The organism is Pseudomonas sp. MF08875, from assembly GCF_059862525.1.
Map to the genome: position 1 here is coordinate 126,047 of NZ_JCBCUW010000012.1, position 16,473 is coordinate 142,519.

The 16,473-nt window shown below is 55.4% G+C and carries 17 protein-coding genes and 1 pseudogene; 8 read left to right on the top strand and 10 right to left on the bottom strand.

Features of this window, described 5'->3' with window-relative positions:
• Window positions 1-30: 30 nt before the first annotated feature.
• Complete coding sequence (locus AC19YT_RS09505; protein WP_500610146.1) at window positions 31-1,257, bottom strand: molybdopterin molybdotransferase MoeA; 1,227 nt, start codon at window positions 1,255-1,257, stop codon at window positions 31-33.
• Window positions 1,241-1,780, bottom strand: coding sequence for a molybdenum cofactor biosynthesis protein B (gene moaB, locus AC19YT_RS09510; RefSeq protein ID WP_095107525.1), 540 nt, complete (start codon window positions 1,778-1,780; stop codon window positions 1,241-1,243). Before moaB ends, AC19YT_RS09505 begins: the two co-directional genes overlap by 17 nt.
• A 78-nt stretch (window positions 1,781-1,858) precedes the next feature.
• On the opposite strand from moaB, the gene mobA reads away from it, so the two are divergent.
• Together mobA and AC19YT_RS09520 are read left to right on the top strand one after the other, a co-directional pair.
• Entirely contained in the window at window positions 1,859-2,461 is a 603-nt protein-coding gene (gene mobA / locus AC19YT_RS09515) for a molybdenum cofactor guanylyltransferase MobA (RefSeq protein WP_095107524.1), read from the top strand.
• 76 nt (window positions 2,462-2,537) lie between these two features.
• Window positions 2,538-2,759 (top strand): YgdI/YgdR family lipoprotein, encoded by a 222-nt coding sequence (locus AC19YT_RS09520; RefSeq protein WP_095107523.1) that lies wholly within the window; start codon window positions 2,538-2,540, stop codon window positions 2,757-2,759.
• A gap of 54 nt (window positions 2,760-2,813) precedes the next feature.
• Here the strand turns inward: AC19YT_RS09520 and AC19YT_RS09525 are convergent, their stop codons facing one another.
• The 3 genes from AC19YT_RS09525 to AC19YT_RS09535 form a co-directional block, all read right to left on the bottom strand.
• Window positions 2,814-3,704, bottom strand: a complete 891-nt coding sequence (locus AC19YT_RS09525) for a pseudouridine synthase (protein WP_500610147.1) — start codon at window positions 3,702-3,704, stop codon at window positions 2,814-2,816.
• A gap of 68 nt (window positions 3,705-3,772) precedes the next feature.
• Window positions 3,773-4,093, bottom strand: coding sequence for a transcriptional regulator (locus AC19YT_RS09530; protein WP_095107521.1), 321 nt, complete (start codon window positions 4,091-4,093; stop codon window positions 3,773-3,775).
• 137 nt (window positions 4,094-4,230) lie between these two features.
• Entirely contained in the window at window positions 4,231-4,467 is a 237-nt protein-coding gene (locus tag AC19YT_RS09535) for a glutaredoxin family protein (protein ID WP_095107520.1), read from the bottom strand.
• A gap of 170 nt (window positions 4,468-4,637) precedes the next feature.
• Here AC19YT_RS09535 and AC19YT_RS09540 point away from each other — a divergent pair, with 170 nt between their 5' ends.
• A complete protein-coding gene (locus AC19YT_RS09540; RefSeq protein ID WP_095107519.1) occupies window positions 4,638-6,593 on the top strand; it encodes a monovalent cation:proton antiporter family protein in 1,956 nt (651 codons plus the stop codon).
• 44 nt (window positions 6,594-6,637) lie between these two features.
• Here AC19YT_RS09540 and AC19YT_RS09545 read toward each other — a convergent pair whose 3' ends face one another.
• Window positions 6,638-7,846 (bottom strand): ammonium transporter, encoded by a 1,209-nt coding sequence (locus AC19YT_RS09545; protein WP_500610148.1) that lies wholly within the window; start codon window positions 7,844-7,846, stop codon window positions 6,638-6,640.
• 326 nt (window positions 7,847-8,172) lie between these two features.
• Here AC19YT_RS09545 and AC19YT_RS09550 point away from each other — a divergent pair, with 326 nt between their 5' ends.
• The 4 genes and pseudogenes from AC19YT_RS09550 to dgt form a co-directional block, all read left to right on the top strand.
• Window positions 8,173-8,487: an ElaB/YgaM/YqjD family protein gene (locus AC19YT_RS09550; protein WP_095107517.1), complete on the top strand. Its 315-nt coding sequence runs from the start codon at window positions 8,173-8,175 to the stop codon at window positions 8,485-8,487.
• A gap of 1 nt (window position 8,488) precedes the next feature.
• Window positions 8,489-8,869, top strand: a complete 381-nt coding sequence (locus AC19YT_RS09555) for a phage holin family protein (RefSeq protein ID WP_095107516.1) — start codon at window positions 8,489-8,491, stop codon at window positions 8,867-8,869.
• Window positions 8,866-9,204, top strand: a complete 339-nt coding sequence (locus AC19YT_RS09560; protein ID WP_500600343.1) for a hypothetical protein — start codon at window positions 8,866-8,868, stop codon at window positions 9,202-9,204. The genes AC19YT_RS09555 and AC19YT_RS09560 overlap by 4 nt, the downstream gene beginning before the upstream one ends.
• Before the next feature lie 145 nt (window positions 9,205-9,349).
• A pseudogene (dgt, locus tag AC19YT_RS09565) lies at window positions 9,350-9,979 on the top strand (dGTP triphosphohydrolase); the annotation flags it as partial.
• Between the two features lie 157 nt (window positions 9,980-10,136).
• On the opposite strand, the gene AC19YT_RS09570 reads toward dgt, so the two are convergent.
• The 3 genes from AC19YT_RS09570 to AC19YT_RS09580 form a co-directional block, all read right to left on the bottom strand.
• Window positions 10,137-11,501 (bottom strand): deoxyguanosinetriphosphate triphosphohydrolase, encoded by a 1,365-nt coding sequence (locus tag AC19YT_RS09570; protein ID WP_498325264.1) that lies wholly within the window; start codon window positions 11,499-11,501, stop codon window positions 10,137-10,139.
• Window positions 11,502-11,700: 199 nt separating this feature from the next.
• Window positions 11,701-12,534 (bottom strand): hypothetical protein, encoded by an 834-nt coding sequence (locus AC19YT_RS09575; protein ID WP_500610149.1) that lies wholly within the window; start codon window positions 12,532-12,534, stop codon window positions 11,701-11,703.
• Window positions 12,531-14,234 carry a hypothetical protein gene (locus AC19YT_RS09580; RefSeq protein WP_500610150.1) on the bottom strand — a complete coding sequence of 568 codons (1,704 nt, stop codon included), beginning with the start codon at window positions 14,232-14,234 and terminating at the stop codon, window positions 12,531-12,533. Before AC19YT_RS09580 ends, AC19YT_RS09575 begins: the two co-directional genes overlap by 4 nt.
• A 67-nt stretch (window positions 14,235-14,301) precedes the next feature.
• Here AC19YT_RS09580 and AC19YT_RS09585 point away from each other — a divergent pair, with 67 nt between their 5' ends.
• Window positions 14,302-15,474 (top strand): N-6 DNA methylase, encoded by a 1,173-nt coding sequence (locus AC19YT_RS09585; RefSeq protein ID WP_500610151.1) that lies wholly within the window; start codon window positions 14,302-14,304, stop codon window positions 15,472-15,474.
• Window positions 15,475-15,612: 138 nt separating this feature from the next.
• On the opposite strand, the gene AC19YT_RS09590 is transcribed toward AC19YT_RS09585, so the two are convergent.
• Window positions 15,613-16,197 carry a hypothetical protein gene (locus AC19YT_RS09590; RefSeq protein WP_500610152.1) on the bottom strand — a complete coding sequence of 195 codons (585 nt, stop codon included), beginning with the start codon at window positions 16,195-16,197 and terminating at the stop codon, window positions 15,613-15,615.
• Between the last annotated feature and the right edge of the window lie 276 nt (window positions 16,198-16,473).

The following is a 16,473-nucleotide window of genomic DNA, read 5'->3' on the forward strand; positions in this document are numbered from 1 at the left end:
GCGAAAAAGTCCGGCGGCGTGCCGGGCACTTCAACCCAACACTTCGCTTAGGGGGATGAAATTGACCCAATCGCCCTCCACCAGCGTGCTGCCTTCCATCACTTCCACCAGGCCCTCGGCCCACGCCGCGCTGCGCAGCACCCCGGAACTCTGGTTGCGGTAAATGATGGCGCGGCCCTGCTCCAGGCGTGCACGCAGGTACTCGCGACGGTTGCCCGGTTTAGGCCAGGCGAACCCGGCGGGCACCGGGAATTTCAGCGGCTCGACCGCTTGCACGCCCATGCGCCGCAACAGGTAAGGCCGCGCCAACAGGGCGAAGGTCACCAGGGTGGATGCCGGGTTGCCGGGCAGGCCAATCACCGGCACACCGCGAAAATGCCCGCAGGTCAGGGGTTTACCGGGTTTGATGGCGAGTTTCCACAGGGCCAGCTCGCCCTCCTCGCGCAGGGCCACACCGAGGAAATCCGCCTCGCCTACCGATACCCCGCCAGTGGAGAGGATCAGGTCCACGTCCCCCAGTTCCGCCAAACGGCGGCGGGTGGTGGCCAGGTCGTCGGGCAAGATCCCGGCGTCGACCACCTCACAGCCCAGGCGCTGCAACCAACTGCACAGCAGCACGCGGTTGCTGTTGTAGATCTGCCCTGGGCCCAGGGGCAGGCCCGGTTCGAGCAACTCGTCGCCGGTGGACAACACCGCCACCCGGCCGCGGCGCACCACGCGCAAGCGGGCGTTGCCCAGGGTGGCGGCCAAGCCTTGTTCGATCGGCCCCAGGCGTGTGCCGGCGTTCAGCACCACTTCGCCCACGGTGGTTTCCTGGCCTTGCGGGCGAATGTTCTGACCGCTGTGCAGCGCTTGGCTGAAGCTCACGCGACCGTCGTCCTGCACCTGGGCGTTTTCCTGCATTTCCACGCAGTCCGCGCCGGCGGGCACGGGCGCGCCGGTGAAGATCCGCGCGCAGGTGCCGGGCAGCAAGGGTTCGGGCGCCTGGCCGGCGAACACTTTCTGGCTCACGGGCAAGGCCTGGCCCGTCCAATCGGCCACGCGCAAGGCGTAGCCATCCATGGCGCTATTGGGCCAGGGCGGCAAATCGAGGGTGGCGACCAGGTCTTGGGCCAGTACCCGGCCCTGGACCTGGGCCAAGGGCAGTTCTTCATCGGCGGTGATGGGTGCGCCGCCCGCCATTTCCAGCAACCGCGCCAGGGCCGCTTCGACGGGCATCAGGGCGCCGTTCTTGCCGGGCTTATCCACGGCTTTCACAAGGTGCGGCTTGCTTGAGGTGGGGCACGAAATTGCACGGGCGGTGGCGCGCGTCCAGTTGCTCGGCGAGGATGCCGTCCCAACCGGTGCGCACCGCGTTGGTCGAACCCGGCAGGCAGCACACCAGGGTGCCGTTGGCCATGCCGGCCAGGGCGCGGGACTGCACGGTGGAGGTGCCGATGTCGGCCACCGAGATCTGGCGGAACAGCTCGCCAAAGCCATCGACTTGCTTGTCCAGCAGGCAGGTGACCGCTTCGGGCGTGCTGTCACGGCCGGTGAACCCGGTGCCACCGGTAATCAGCACCACTTGCACCACGTCTTCGGCGATCCAGGTGGCGACCTGAGCACGGATTTTGTACAGGTCATCCTTAAGCAGCACCCGCGCCGCAAGGTGGTGGCCGGCAGCCGTGAGGCGGTCGACGAACACCTGGCCCGAGGTGTCGGTGTCCAGGGTGCGGGTATCGCTGACGGTCAGCACCGCGATGTTCAGCGGGGCGAAAGGCACTTCAGCCTTGGCGTTCATAGGCTCGATCCAGTTGTAGGAGACACGGCCGGGTGTTATATCACAGCGCCCCATTTTCAAGCCCTGTTGCGAGGCACCATGACCACCCTGCCCCCGCTGCCGCCCTGTTCGATCCTGTTGCTGGCCGGTGGCCGCGGCCAGCGCATGGGCGGCCAGGACAAAGGCCTGCTGCCCTGGCGCGGCGAGCCCTTGATCGCCCACCTGCACCGCCTCACGCGGGGGCTGACGGACGACCTGATCGTCTCGTGCAACCGCAACCTGGAGCTGTATGCGCCCTACGCCGACCGCTTGGTGCACGACGACTGCGCCGATTTCCCCGGGCCCCTGGCCGGTATCCGCGCTGGCCTGGCCGCCGCCCGCCACGACTACTTGCTGGTGCTGCCCTGCGATGTGCCGCAACTGGACGCCGCGTTGCTCCACGCCATGCGCGACGCCGCCCGCCAACAGCCAGATAAACCCCTGATGCTGCGCCACGGCGAGCATTGGGAGCCGTTGCTGTGCGTCATCCCCACAGCCCTGGCGCCAGCCTTTGAAAACGCCTGGGCCCACGGCGAGCGCAGCCCCGGCAAGGTCATGCGGCAATTGGCCGCACAGGCCTTGCCGTGCCCGGCCAACGACCCGCGCCTGGCCAACCTCAACACACCGCAGTTGCTGGATCGCCCTGGCGAAGTGTCAGAATGACACTAGCCATGGAACTTGCTCGCGATGTATACGTCAGAACGTCAGTACTCAAAGTATTCACTTTCGGAGAAACACCATGACTCAACGGACCCTCGCCTCCCTGATGCTCGCACTGGGCCTCGCCACCCTCGCCGGTTGCGCTTCGCCAACAGTGATTACGCTCAACGACGGCCGTGAAATCCAGGCTGTCGATACCCCGCAGTACGATGAAGAATCCGGCTTCTATGAGTTTGAACAACTGGACGGCAAGCAAACCCGTATCAACAAGGACCAGGTGCGCACCGTCAAAGACCTGTAAGCCCAGGCCTTGATGCAAAAACCCGCCCCGTGCGGGTTTTTGCTTTTGTAGGCCTTACCAATCCAGGGTCAGAAGGCTCTCGAAGTGGCGCGCCTCACCACTGAGGGGGTCGACAAAGCGCAGGCTCTGGGCCAGCAGTTTGAGAGGCCTGGTGTAGTCGTCCGGGGCGTCCTTGAGTACCTCTGGGTAGAACGGGTCGTTGCAGATCCCCGCCCCCAGCGCACTCATGTGTACCCGCAACTGGTGTTTCTTGCCGGTGACCGGGAACAACCCGTAGCGCCACCACTCGCCGTTTTGCTCAAGCACCGTCACCCGGGTTTCAGTGTTGCTCACCCCCGCACTTTCGCGCATGCGGAAAAACGGCTCGCCTTCCACCAAACGGCTTTTGTGCACCAAGGGGAACGCCCATTGGGGCAGCGCCCGGGCGATGGCTTCGTAGTGCTTGTCGATCTGGCGCGTGGGGAACAGCGACTGATACGCCGCCCGGCTCTGCGGGTTGGCCGAGAACAGCACCAGCCCCGCCGTGTGCCGGTCGATGCGGTGCAGGGGCACCAGGTGCGGGTTATCCAGGCGCCGGATGAGGCGGCGCAACAAGGTTTGCTCGACGTACTCGCCCGCCGGGGTCACGGGCAGAAAGTGGGGTTTGTCAGCCACCACCAGGTGTTCGTCGGCGTAGAGGATGTGTTCCTGCACCGGGATCGGTTTTTCAGCGGCCACTTCGCGAAAGTAATGGATGCGCAGGCCTTCGCGGTACGGCAGGTCGGCATTGATCGGCGCGCCATTGCCATCGAGCACCCGGCCCCGGGCAATGCGGTCCAGCCACTGCTGGCGGCTGATGGCGCGAAAATGCTCGCACAGGCAATCGAGCACCGTCGGCCACGCGCCGGGTGGCAGGTACAGGGTGCTGGCTTGGTGCTGCGCAGCGCTGAACGATGAGGTAGACATAACAGGACTCTGGCCAAATGCTGGCCGGCATTATCCGGCAACGGTGCCCGCGAACCTAGCCCGCTGCCTCAGGCCGTGGTCACACCGGCCTCGGCGGCGGCTTCGGTGAAGTCCTTGAGCCAGCGCAGCACATCGACCGCTTCCCAGCGCGCCGGGTCATACAGGGCATAAAGAAGACCCTGGTAGCCCACCACATCCAATTGGCGGTGGTAGCCAGCACGCTGGAACAGGGCTTCGATCTCTGCAAAACAGGTATTGAAATGCACTTTGCCGAACGGCGTCTTGCCTTCGGTGACCAACCCATCCAGGCGCAGTTCCAGCACCGCTTCACGGACGACGTCGGCGGACATCCGGTTCACGCTGTTCTTCAATTGTTCGACATTGACCATGGTGCATCCCTCGACGTGCGGGCCTCGCCACCTCGAGAGGTGGCGCGACACTCGAATAACTGTATACGCATACAGTAAACGAATATCGTGCCCCTGGCCAACCGATTACCGAGGGCCGCGACCAATGGAGGCGACCGTCATTGCAAAAAGTTCACCACTTGCTCAGCGTCGAACGGCCAGCCCAATTCGGCGCCGGTATCGATGCGCCGCAGCACCGGGATGCGCAGGCCATAGGCCTCGACCAACGCTTCGCTTTCGCCGATATCCACCAGTTCCACCATCAAGCCGTGCTCGACCAATGGCATGAGGACCTCTTCGGCCAGTTCGCACAGGTGGCAACCCAGGGTGCCGTACAGCTGACATTCAGGAGGCATGACAAAAAACCGAAAAGAGACGGGCCCATAGTCTAGCCCCATGGCGCACTGATGGCAGCCATCGGGCCAACCCCTGACCTGCGTCAGTAAGCCACAGGCGCGATTAAACGAAACTCGCGGCTTTTTTTGCCTCTACGCTGTGTATTCCACGCCCCTGACCGGAGACGCCTGTGTTCGCCAACCTGTTAATCATTCTTGCCTCATCGCTGGTGGTGATCGCGCTGTTCCGGCGCCTGCAACTGCCACCCGTGCTGGGCTACCTGTGTGTCGGCCTGCTGGTGGGGCCCACCGCGTTCGACTGGGTGAATGACAGCGAGCACCTGCCGGACCTGGCGGAACTGGGGGTGGTGTTCCTGCTGTTTTCCCTGGGCCTGGAATTCTCCCTGTCGAAAATGCTCGCCCTGCGCCGCGTGGTGTTTGGCCTGGGCAGCCTGCAAGTGCTGATAAGCGGCCTGTTGCTGGGGGGCGTGCTGAGCCTGTTCGGCATGCCGCTGGCCGTAGCGCTGATGCTTGGCGCGGGGCTGGCGTTGTCGTCGACCGCCATCGTCAGCAAGGAGCTGACCAGCCTGGGGGAGATTTTCAGCAGCCACGGCCAGAACGCCATTGGCGTGTTGTTGTTCCAGGACGTGGTCGCGGTGTTGCTACTGACCCTGGTGCCGGTGTTTGCCGGCCAGAGCGACCAGGCCTGGTACTGGGCGCTGCCGATCACCCTGGTCAAGACCGTGATCCTGTTCGTCGGCCTGGCCCTGGCCAGCCGCTGGCTGCTGCCGCGGCTGTTCCATGAGGTGGCCGCGTCCCATTCCGCCGAACTGTTCGTGCTGCTGGCCCTGGTGATTGTGTTGATGACGGCGTGGCTGACCCACTTGCTGGGCCTGTCGCCGGCACTGGGGGCGTTCCTGGCGGGCATGCTGCTGGGGGAAAGCCACTACCGCCATCAGATCGAGGCCGATATCCGGCCCTTTCGCGACATCCTGCTGGGGCTGTTTTTCGTCAGCATCGGCATGCTCATCGACCTGCAATTGTTCGTCAGCCACAGCCTGCTGATTCTGGGCCTGACCCTGGGCCTGCTGCTGGTCAAGGGCGCCATTGTCGCCGCACTGGTGAAGTGGCGCGGCAGCGACGGCGAAACGGCATGGCGCAGTGGCCTGGCGCTGGCCCAGGGCGGCGAATTCTGCTTCGCCCTGATGGCGCAGATGCAGCAAAGCCAACTCATGCCCGCCGAGATCAGCGGCCTGCTGCTGGCCGCCACCTTCTGCTCTATGGTGCTCACGCCGCTGCTGCTGCGGGCCGCGCCAGGCATCGCGGCGCGCCTGCACCGCAAACCCAACGAAGAGGCCAAGCTCGACGAAATCACGGCCCTCAACGCCGGGTTTCACGGCCACGTGGTGATCTGCGGTTATGGCCGCGTGGGCCAGTCCATCGGCCGTTTCCTGCGCCGTGAAAAACAAACCTTCATCGCCCTGGACGACGACCCGGTGCGGGTGCAGGAAGCCGCCGCCGGCGAAAGCTGCGTGCACTACGGCGACTCGCGCCGCGGCGAGCTGCTCAGCGCCGTGGGCCTGGACCGCGCACGCTTGCTGGTGATCGCCGTCGACAAGACCGACATCGCCCTGACGGTGCTCAAGGAGGCGCGACGCCTCAACCCGCAGGTGCAGATTTTGGTGCGTACCCGCGACGACAGTCAGTTGAGCGAGTTGCAGGCCGCCGGCGCCAACGAGGTGGTGCCGGAGTTGCTGGAGTCGAGCCTGATGCTCGCCTCCCATGCCCTGGTGATGCTCGGCCTGCCCGAAGAGCAGGCCCAGGCTCGCGTCGACGAAGTGCGCCAGACCCGCTACCGCTTACTCCACGGCTTCTATCACGGCGCCCAGGGCAACCTGCTGGACAATCGCGGCCAGCCCAAGGTGCTGATGCACGCGGTCAACCTGGCGCCCGACGCCCATGCCTGCGGCCTGACCCTCAGTGACCTGGCGTTGGAACTGCTGGGGGTGGACATTCAAGCGGTACAACGCGAAGGCGCGGAACTGGCGGTGGAAGGCACCACCGCGCTACGGGCCGGCGACAAGGTGCTGATGTCCGGCCCTCTGGCCGCCATTGAAGCCTGCGAAGCACGGTTGCTGGGCGGCTGACCCCCTTAGCAAGCGGGCTCGCCCGCTTGCTACAGAGCAGCGCCTCAATCCTGGCTGATGGCGCCAATCTTGTGGATCGACAGGTCGGCGCCGTAGTACTCCTCTTCCTGGCTCAGGCGCAGGCCATGGCCGTACTTGATCGCGCCGTACACGGCAAAGCCGCCGGCCAGGGCCACCAACACGCCCAGGGCGGTGCCGAGCAACTGGCTTGCCAGGCTGACCCCGCCGATACCACCGAGCATTTGCTGGCCGAACACCCCGCAGGCAATCCCGCCCCAGACGCCGCACACGCCATGCAAGGGCCACACCCCCAATACGTCGTCGATCCGCCATTTGCCCTGGGCGGCGGTGAAGCACCAGACGAACAGCGCCCCGGCGATCAGACCGGTCACCAGCGCCCCCAAGGGGTGCATCACGTCGGAGCCGGCGCAAACCGCCACCAGCCCGGCCAGCGGGCCGTTATGCAGAAAGCCCGGGTCGTTGCGCCCTACTACCAGCGCCGCCACGGTGCCACCCACCATGGCCATCAGCGAGTTGACCGCCACCAGGCCACTGACCCCTTGCAGGGTCTGGGCGCTCATCACGTTGAAGCCGAACCAGCCGACAATCAAAATCCACGACCCCAGGGCCAGAAACGGAATACTCGACGGCGCGAACGCCACCAAGCGCCCATCGCGGTAGCGCCCCTGGCGCGGCCCCAGCAGCAACACCGCCGCCAGCGCCAGCCAACCGCCCATGGCATGCACCACCACGGAGCCGGCAAAGTCGTGGAACGGCGCGCCAAACCGCCCTTGCAGCCAGGCTTGCAGGCCGAAATTGCCGTTCCACACCAGGCCCTCGAAGAACGGGTAGACGAACGCCACGATCAGCGCCGTCGCGCACAGCTGCGGGGCGAACCGGGCCCGTTCGGCGATGCCGCCGGAAATAATCGCCGGGATGGCCGCGGCAAACGTCAGCAGGAAAAAGAACTTCACCAGCCCATACCCGTGGTCGGCGCTGAGCACCGCCGCCGGCTGCATGAAGCTGACGCCGTAGGAAATCCAATAACCGATAAAGAAGTAGGCCAGGGTCGAGACGGCAAAATCACTGAGGATCTTGCACAAAGCATTGACCTGGTTCTTCTGGCGCACCGTGCCCACTTCAAGGAAAGCGAACCCGGCGTGCATGGCCAGCACCATGACTGCGCCCATGAGGATAAACAACGTGTTGGAGCCGTGGACCAGGCTGGTCACGGCGCTTTGCAAATGGTCCATTGGAGGGCAGCCCCACAGGCAGGAAAAAGCACCAAAGCAGCTCGCGAACGCTTTTTACGCACCAAATTGGCACCTGGGCGGGGCGCGGTTTCTTCTTCGGTGAACCGCTTTGGCGCAGGAATCAACAATGGGGCAAATTGCCGCTAGGGTATTTCCGCAGGTTTCAGTTATTTAGGTTAAGGTTTTCATCACTCGGCGCGCGTTTTCAGCGCAAAACCCAAGCGGCGATGCACCAGCACAAAGCAAAAGCTGTACCAGCCAATTGCACTGAACCTTCCCACGCGCCCAATACTCGAATCACACACAAGCCACCTACGGAGATCACCATGGCCAGCAAAACAGCAAAGACTGCTCAAGAAATACTGATGGCGGATTTTCAAACCCTGGTGAACGACACCGAACGTTTGCTGGAACACACCGCCACCCTGGCCGGCGATCAAGCCGATGAGTTGCGCGGGCAGATCCACGACAGCCTGCTGCGCGCCCGCGAAACCCTGCAACTGTCCCAGGATTCGCTACGCGAGCGTGGCCAAGCGGCGGTCACCGCCACTGAAGACTACGTGCAGGCCAACCCTTGGCAATCGGTGGGCATCGCGGCCGGTGTGGGCTTCCTGATCGGCTTGCTGGCAACTCGGCGCTGATATGGCTATCGGCGATTCCGACTCCGCCCCCGGCACCTCGTCGCGGCGCCTAGGCGCCGCTTTCCTAGGTTTGCTACACAGCCATGTCGAGTTGTTCGGCATCGAATTGCAGGAGCAGAAAGCCCGCACAGTGAGCCTGCTGTTGTTCGCCGGGCTAGCCCTGGTGTTTGCCCTGCTGTTGCTCGTGGGGCTCTCGGCGCTGGTGCTGATCCTGCTGTGGGACAGCTATCGCCTGGCGGGCATCATCGGCTTGTGCGTCTTCTATTCCCTGGCCGCATTGTTCTGCGCCATGCGCCTGCGGGCGGCGATCTATGACGAATCCTCGCCATTCAACGCCACCCTGGAAGAACTGGCCAACGACCGGGAGCGCCTGCTGCCATGAACCTGCCTGACATCCCGCAAAGCCATTCTCGCCGCGAAATGCGCAAGGCCTTGATCCGCCTGCGCATGGAGATGCATCGCCAAGAAATTCGCCATGAATCCCAGCAATTGCTGCAACCCTTGCAGCGCATGCGCGCAATGACCCAGAACTGGCAACAGGGCCTGGGCATCAAGCATGCGCCGCTGTGGGGCGTGGCCGCTGTGACGCTGCTGGGCTTTTTCACCGGTAAAGGCGCCAAGAGTGGCGGCGTCGGGCGCCTGACCCGCCTCGTCGGGCTCGGCACCAGCCTACTGCCACTGATAAAGATGGCCCTAAGCACCTCGCGCAAACCCTGAGCCGGCAATCTTTCGTTGTGCCCAGGCACCCGCCTCTTTCACCAGAGGCCGGTGCCTGCCCGCCCGCGCATCTGTAGTCCCCCTTGCGGCCAGGGGCGCGAAACGGGAAGCTAGCCCATCAGTCACCTGACGGAGAGAACCAGCCTTGGATTGGCCCACCCTGCTTACCCGCGAACGCCTCGGAAAACCCCTGCACAGCCCGCATGAACTTGGCCGCAGCCCTTTCCACAAAGACCACGACCGCATCATCTTTTCCGGCGCCTTCCGCCGCCTCGGCCGCAAGACCCAAGTGCATCCGGTGTCCAGCAACGACCATATCCACACGCGCCTGACCCACTCCCTGGAAGTCAGTTGCGTGGGCCGTTCTCTGGGCATGCGGGTCGGCGAAACCCTGCGCGGCGCCCTGCCCGACTGGTGCGAGCCGAGCGACTTGGGCATGGTCGTACAATCGGCGTGCCTGGCCCACGACATCGGTAACCCGCCGTTCGGCCACTCAGGCGAGGACGCCATTCGCCATTGGTTCCAGCAAGCGGCGGGGCGCGGCTGGCTCGACGCAATGACTGACGCCGAACGAGGCGATTTCCTCAACTTCGAGGGCAACGCCCAGGGTTTCCGGGTGCTGACCCAGCTTGAATACCATCAATTCGACGGTGGTACGCGCCTGACCTACGCCACCCTGGGGACCTACCTGAAATACCCCTGGACCGCACGCCACGCCGACTCCCTGGGCTACAAGAAACACAAATTCGGCTGCTACCAGAGCGAACTGTACTTAGGCCTTGCAGCCAAAAATGACATTTTTTGAAAAGCAACAGCCAAAAAGTTATAAGTGCAACTATTTGGCAATATCAAGAAGACTTAGCTTTCAAAAAAAGAATAAGGAGGTTTTTGCTAGAACGCCAGTTTACCACCGATCCAGCGAGCCAAGCCACCTAGATTCGCTCCCCCCCCATACCACTAAACTGTCGAGCCAAGTGCATGGCATAGTTATCTGTCATACCGCTCACGTAATCCAGAACCTGCATGATTGCACCGTACTCCTTGGAAACAGCCCCGCTAGCATCTAAATTCTTCAAGTCTAACCCAAGAAGCTCAACCACCCTTCTAGTCTTCGAATCAGCCACACCGCCCTTTCTGACATATTCCAAAGCTGCAGAACAGCTAACGTTAAGAAGCGTAGAAATTGTGCTGTAAGCCCCGATTTCTAACTCAACCTTCCTCGGATGTTGGAAAATTTCATCACGAGCAAGACCCTTGGCGGCTGATACACATTCACGCACGTTCTTATCACAAAGGTCTAAGATACCTAACACCTTACCTGTCATAATTTCATTATGGTTATTCATGAAGGCCGTCGCTCCAGCATCTACAAAAGCTGAAATAACTTTTCCACGAACCATAGAGAGCCTACGGCCAACTTTCATGCCTTGAATTTCTTTGACAAGTTGATCCTTCTGGTAGTCGCTAAGGACAAGGCATAAAATTTCAAAGACTTTATCCCAGTCAAGGATACCCATCTCTACACCATCCTCTAAATCAAGAATGGCATAGCAGAAGTCATCAGAGACTTCCATCAAATTAGCCAGTGGATGGCGACACCGCCAACCATCACCCAGCTTTAACAAACCAGTAGCATCAGCCACTTCATTAAACAAACCCAACTCAGAGCAGTAAATACCGTATTTATTCTGAATCGGCCTTTGCATGTTAAGAGCATCCCCTGCCAGCCAAGGATACTTAATAAAAGCTCCAAGTGACGCATAGGTTAGACGCATCCCCCCTTCATAGGGATGATACTCTGAGGTAGTTAAAACCCTAAACCCTTGGGCATTACCTTCAAACCTACGCAAGTCAGCAGCTTCATTGAATGGAAGCCGCTCAATTATCTTTGCCCCGACATCATTGGAGAACCAGTGACGTATAGCCTCTTCACCTGTGTGCCCAAAGGGAGGGTTGCCAATGTCATGAGCAAGACAAGCAGTTTGGACAATATCACCAATATCAGAAGCCGAATGTTGTTCAGGGATAAGCCTTTCATTCAGAAGCTCTTGGCCTACTCTCACACCTAGTGTGCGTCCAACACAGGCAACTTCTAAGCTATGCGTGAGACGATTATGAACATGGTCATTAGTGGCGAGCGGATGTACCTGAGTCTTTCTTGCAAGGCGTCTGAAAGCACCAGAAAAAATCACCTTGTCATGGTCTGAGTGAAAAGGCGAACGGCCTAACTCAGACTTAGGAGGCCGACCTCCAAGACGAGTGTTATTCAGCAGTTTGTCCCAACTCATGCTTTCCATGCATGCCTCCCAAATAATCTAGTTAATATACAAGATAGCTGATCTACACAATAACTTCAAAACATATCCGAAAATACATGACTTCAAGCCAGAAACTAAAATCTTATTTTCACCCTTCCAACCTATTTACGGCTATATTTATAAGGAACTTTACGAACACGCAAAGAAACACTTAAAGCCTGAGCCGCATCGACAAACTTTAGATTCCGAAGTGGTTAGTAAAACTTCGATAAGACTTTCTTAACTCATCCATGTCGTTAGGTGTAGGTGAAAAAGTCGCGAAAAGAGCTGAATAGATTTTTTTATCTTTCCTCAGGTCACCAGTCCAGATTCCTTTGGGAATCGAACGCGTAACAATACAATCAAATATCTGATCATTGAATTCGAGAACTAAATTCTGGCAGATATTAAATACATTATTGACTGAATCGAGCGTTGGCGATATGGGCTTCTCTAAATAAATAGAAAACTTATCAAGCCCTAACTCGATGGCGTTTTTTGAACCTAAAAGTCCTGAGCGATGAGCTATACAGTGCCTGAGATGACAAACTTTTTCAAACTCATCAAGAGCAGTATCCAGAGCAGGAACCTGCTGAGGGTTAATTGGTAGCCCTAGAAAGCTTTTTACATTTCTTAATATTGTTTCTTTACTCACGAATGTGCTGTCTTCAAGTAACGCCTCTGGCAATAAATGAGAGAGATGGAAAAGAACAGCCCCGTAAGAGACCTTATTTCTGTAGCTGTGTGCTCTAGAGTCCTCATCAGATATGAGAACTCGTCTAATTATTGCTCGGAAATATGATTCAACGCCTGATACAATTCCAATAATCGCAAGGTTTGCTTTGATTCTCCATTCTTCAGAGTCATCTTCTTTGCCAAGAATTTTTGTTAAAATTTCACGCTGACTAATAAAGCGTTCAATCGGCGATGAGTCTATTAGCTCGACATCTCTAAAATAAATCGTTGAGTCAAACTTGGATGAGGTCCTTGGACCAGACACGAGGCTCTTGTACGGCGTTTGCTTGGCTTTCATACTAGAAACTCATTAACCCATTGATTAATTCTTCTATATATATCTTCCGCCCTAGCAGCTTTGACCCTGTGTGCTTTTTGAAGCTCATTAGCGGGATCTTGACTCCGAATAACATCCTCGACGGTTTTGAAGCTAGTAAATGTGTCAATCGCTTTAATTTGAAATTTCGTCAAAGGAAGTTCATTAAGTGGTTTTGCCATGCATTCTTTAAATGTCGAGTGATCGATTAAAGGCTTGCCACACTCATGGCAGAACTTCTGCTTTTCAGTCATGCGTTCCGCTTGACAGTTATGACAAGGTGGGAGATTGAGGTTTAGCATAGATAATTTGTCTTTAGCTATGATTGCCTCAAACGACGGCCTCGACGGATGCTTTGCGGATTTTCTTTTCAGTATCTCTAGCAGTTCAGACGATTTAAACCCTCTGCTTTTAGTGAGCACTCTGCCTTCAAGTAAAAGAACAATGTGTGGGATGAAACGCCTTAATTTTCTTCCCGGACCATGTGAAATATCGTCAGTTTCGTAGAGCAAACCAGCTTCGATTAAAAACCTAATCATCCTCTCCGCTTTCGGTGGGATACCGGTTACGCCGACGGCGATAACCTTTTCGAAAGTGTTTTCATCCCTATCGATTCGCTCATGATTGAATTTCTTTAAATTGGCAACCGTGTTATTTAAAAACTCACTCCCCAGTCCGATCATGCCCTGATATTGTTTGAGCTTATCGCCAATAGACAAATACTCTGCCAACATGTATTTTTTTCTGTCAGAAATTACTTTATTAAACTTCGACTGCGTACTAGTTGTTTTTAATTGTTGATACTCCCTCACCATCATAATATAGGCTCTTGGAATGCCAAATGCCGCATACTTAAATAGCGTAAGGATTTCTTGAGGAATAGTTATATCGGATTCAAATCTGTTTTCAGTTAACGAACTCATGAACTCAATATATTTGGGATTCTCAACATTGAGCCAAACGTGAATAGGCTCAGCGTCATGACCTAGGTGAAAGCGTGGGCCGTACTGAGTCGTTCCCGGATAAACAGAAGCCTTCGGCGAAATATGGGCTGTTTTTAAACTTCTGAAAATTTCAAAAAACTCAACCATGTATTCCGGCGTCAGCGTAAGTGCCGCATCATCTAGCAATAAAACTGCACGCTTTCTTCCGGCTACTTGAATTGCATCTTCTATATAGCCTTGAGTTTTTTCTACTGAGATGATTTGTACAATAGCGTCATGAGTTGAGTTATATTGCTGTTTTTCAACCGCTTCGATAAAATCCTGAAGGTTTTTAGGTTCTAGTTCGGCCTGCTCTGGAGTTATGTTATAGGTTCTTAGACAATCCAGAAGGATCTTGCTAAGCACCCAAGCGTGAAATACCCCAATCGCGTTGGATGTTTCATTAAGATAAGTTTCTAAGCGAAGGTAATGATTGAAAGAGACATATATGGGCAAAGGCTTAGCCTTGTCTTCTTTGCAACTAATGTAGGCAAGTCTCATGTGGTGAGTTTTACCTGTGCCCCGTGGGCCAATAAGCAGCTTCGCACCTACTTGGAATAATTTTTTTTGTATTTCATCAAAATACTGCCCCTTGGCTGTCTTGTCCTTAATATAGCTATCAGGGAGATAGTCTGCTCTTTCTTCGAACTCATGAGACTCAAGCTCTTTAAAGTCCAACTCTTCTTGCGTACTTTTCATTACCTGTTTCCTTTACAGGGCCGCTATTTTTTGGTATTTTGTAGCGTCATTTTATGAGGTTTTTTTGGTGTCATTGGAGCAATATTACACTGAAGAGGGGATTGGGGAAAGATTGGCCTCAATGTTACCTCCTATGACGCCACGGCAATGTATAGAGCTTAGTGCAGGCGAAGGGGCTCTTTTGCTTCCTATAATCCGGAAGTGGCCAAAAATAAAAATAACCACATGTGAACTTGATCCGCTAAACGTGTCGAAATTGAAATCAAGCTTTAAAGGAAAGCATTATAATATTGATGTCCTTTCCGAGTCCTTCGAAAGTATATTTCTGGGCAAGTTTTCTAGTTTCGATTTTGCTGTTAGCAATCCTCCTTTTTCATGGAGGAAAGTTTCTGATTATGATATTTCCATCCTAGAAGCGTTTGGGCTGCGTGATGTGTTCAGCGGTTTACGCATCAGAAGCGAAGTACTCTTCGTTTTGCAGTATCTGAGATTGATGGCTGACTCAGCCTGTGTGGCTTTCATTCTTCCAGAGTTGATTGTTTGTTCGGCTGCTTTTATAAAATTTCGTTCTAGGTTATTAAAGTTTTGTAGTGTGGTTGCTGTAGCCGAAATTGGCAGCGGTGCCTTCAAAGGAACCGAGGCTAAAACTTACATAGTTATACTGAAGAAGGGTAAGTCAGATGAAAGCTTCACTTTTATAGATACTTCTGGAGCATCGGTAGCAAAACAGCAGTCCGACTTTAACCTTGGTTTGAAAGAGTTAAATGCTGGATGCCAACCCTATTCGGACTCAGATGGCTTCTCGATAAAAAGAGGACAACTTTCGGGCAAGGAATGTAGATCACTAGGTTTGCCTTTCTATCATACAAGCGGCTTTTCTAACAGTGCGATTGGCGTTGCCCCTATTCCTTTAAAGTCGACTATGATTATAGGCAAGAAACTCTTAATAGCTACCAAGGGTGATATTTTAATTAGCCGCGTAGGTAGTAGGGTTGTTGGGCGAGCCGTTACTGTCGAAGAGGGTGAGTACTTAGTATCTGATTGTGTTTTTAGAGTGCGTCTACCGCCGTCTATTAGCTCCAACGTTTTTTTGAAATATTGGATTGAGAGCTGTTTGCCTAGGGTTGTGTCGCAGGCCAGAGGAACTTGTGCTAAGTATATTACTGTTCAAGACTTAACCGTATATCTGAGAGAGTTTTTGCGAATTTCTGACGAAAATTTTGCATCAGCTATTCGATAATATTTTTATTCTTTTTTTTCACAATACTGTTAACTCTCTTCATTGGAGTTTCAGTCGTCTAACATTTGATAACTACGGTCGCGAGCGTTTGCTCCCTAATCGGGAGCACGCTATCAATACATAGATAATAATATTCAATCACACTGTAACGCCAAGAGACTCCATTGCACACCAATTGGTATTCTCAATTCTTTGCAGTATAGTCATATGGTCAGGTTCTGAAGCGTATATTTTTTTTGCCGAATTCAGTTCGTAAAGAATTATGTCTGTGAGTCTATCCGCGTAGTCATGGTCATTTAACTTCGCCATCTCGTCGTGACTTGAAAACAACTCTACTAACGCTATATAGCTTTCTTCTAGCAGCCTCTCCGTTACGACGAAATGAATTTGACTATCCTCATATAATTGATGAAGAAACGGAAGAGCTTCAATTGTATACCTAATTTCAATACCACCTTTTGCTCTATGGTAGTTGGTAATTGTGTCATACAGGGCATCACGTATAAGTGAGCCTTGTCCTTTGTGATGAATTTGTGGTAGTGCATCATTTCCAGTGTAGAAAAGTATTGAATTAAGTACGTTTTCTATACGAATGAGTGTTTTCTCAATCGTGTAAATATTTAAACCTGCGTTCACACCAACGAAATAGATATCGCCTTCCCGATGTTGTCCAGAATAGCTTATACCGAGACACCCTTGTATATGCACAATTTTTTGAATCAAGGTTAAGTGCTTCTCCTTGTCGCTATAATTCTCCAACAGTAATCCGATTGATCGGTAAATTGCTACGCAGTCAGTCAGATCGTAAGCTTTTGCATCTTTGGGATCGAGGAGATCAACCCGGTACTCACAATGGCTTGGGCTATTTTTGGGCCTGAATTCATAGAATAAGCGCAACGCTTGAAACGAGAGGCAGAGAGCCAGCCACCGGTAGAATCCAGGCTCTCACACCGAAGGATTCAAGCGCAGATGACTACGCATTACCGGCAGCTGACTCAG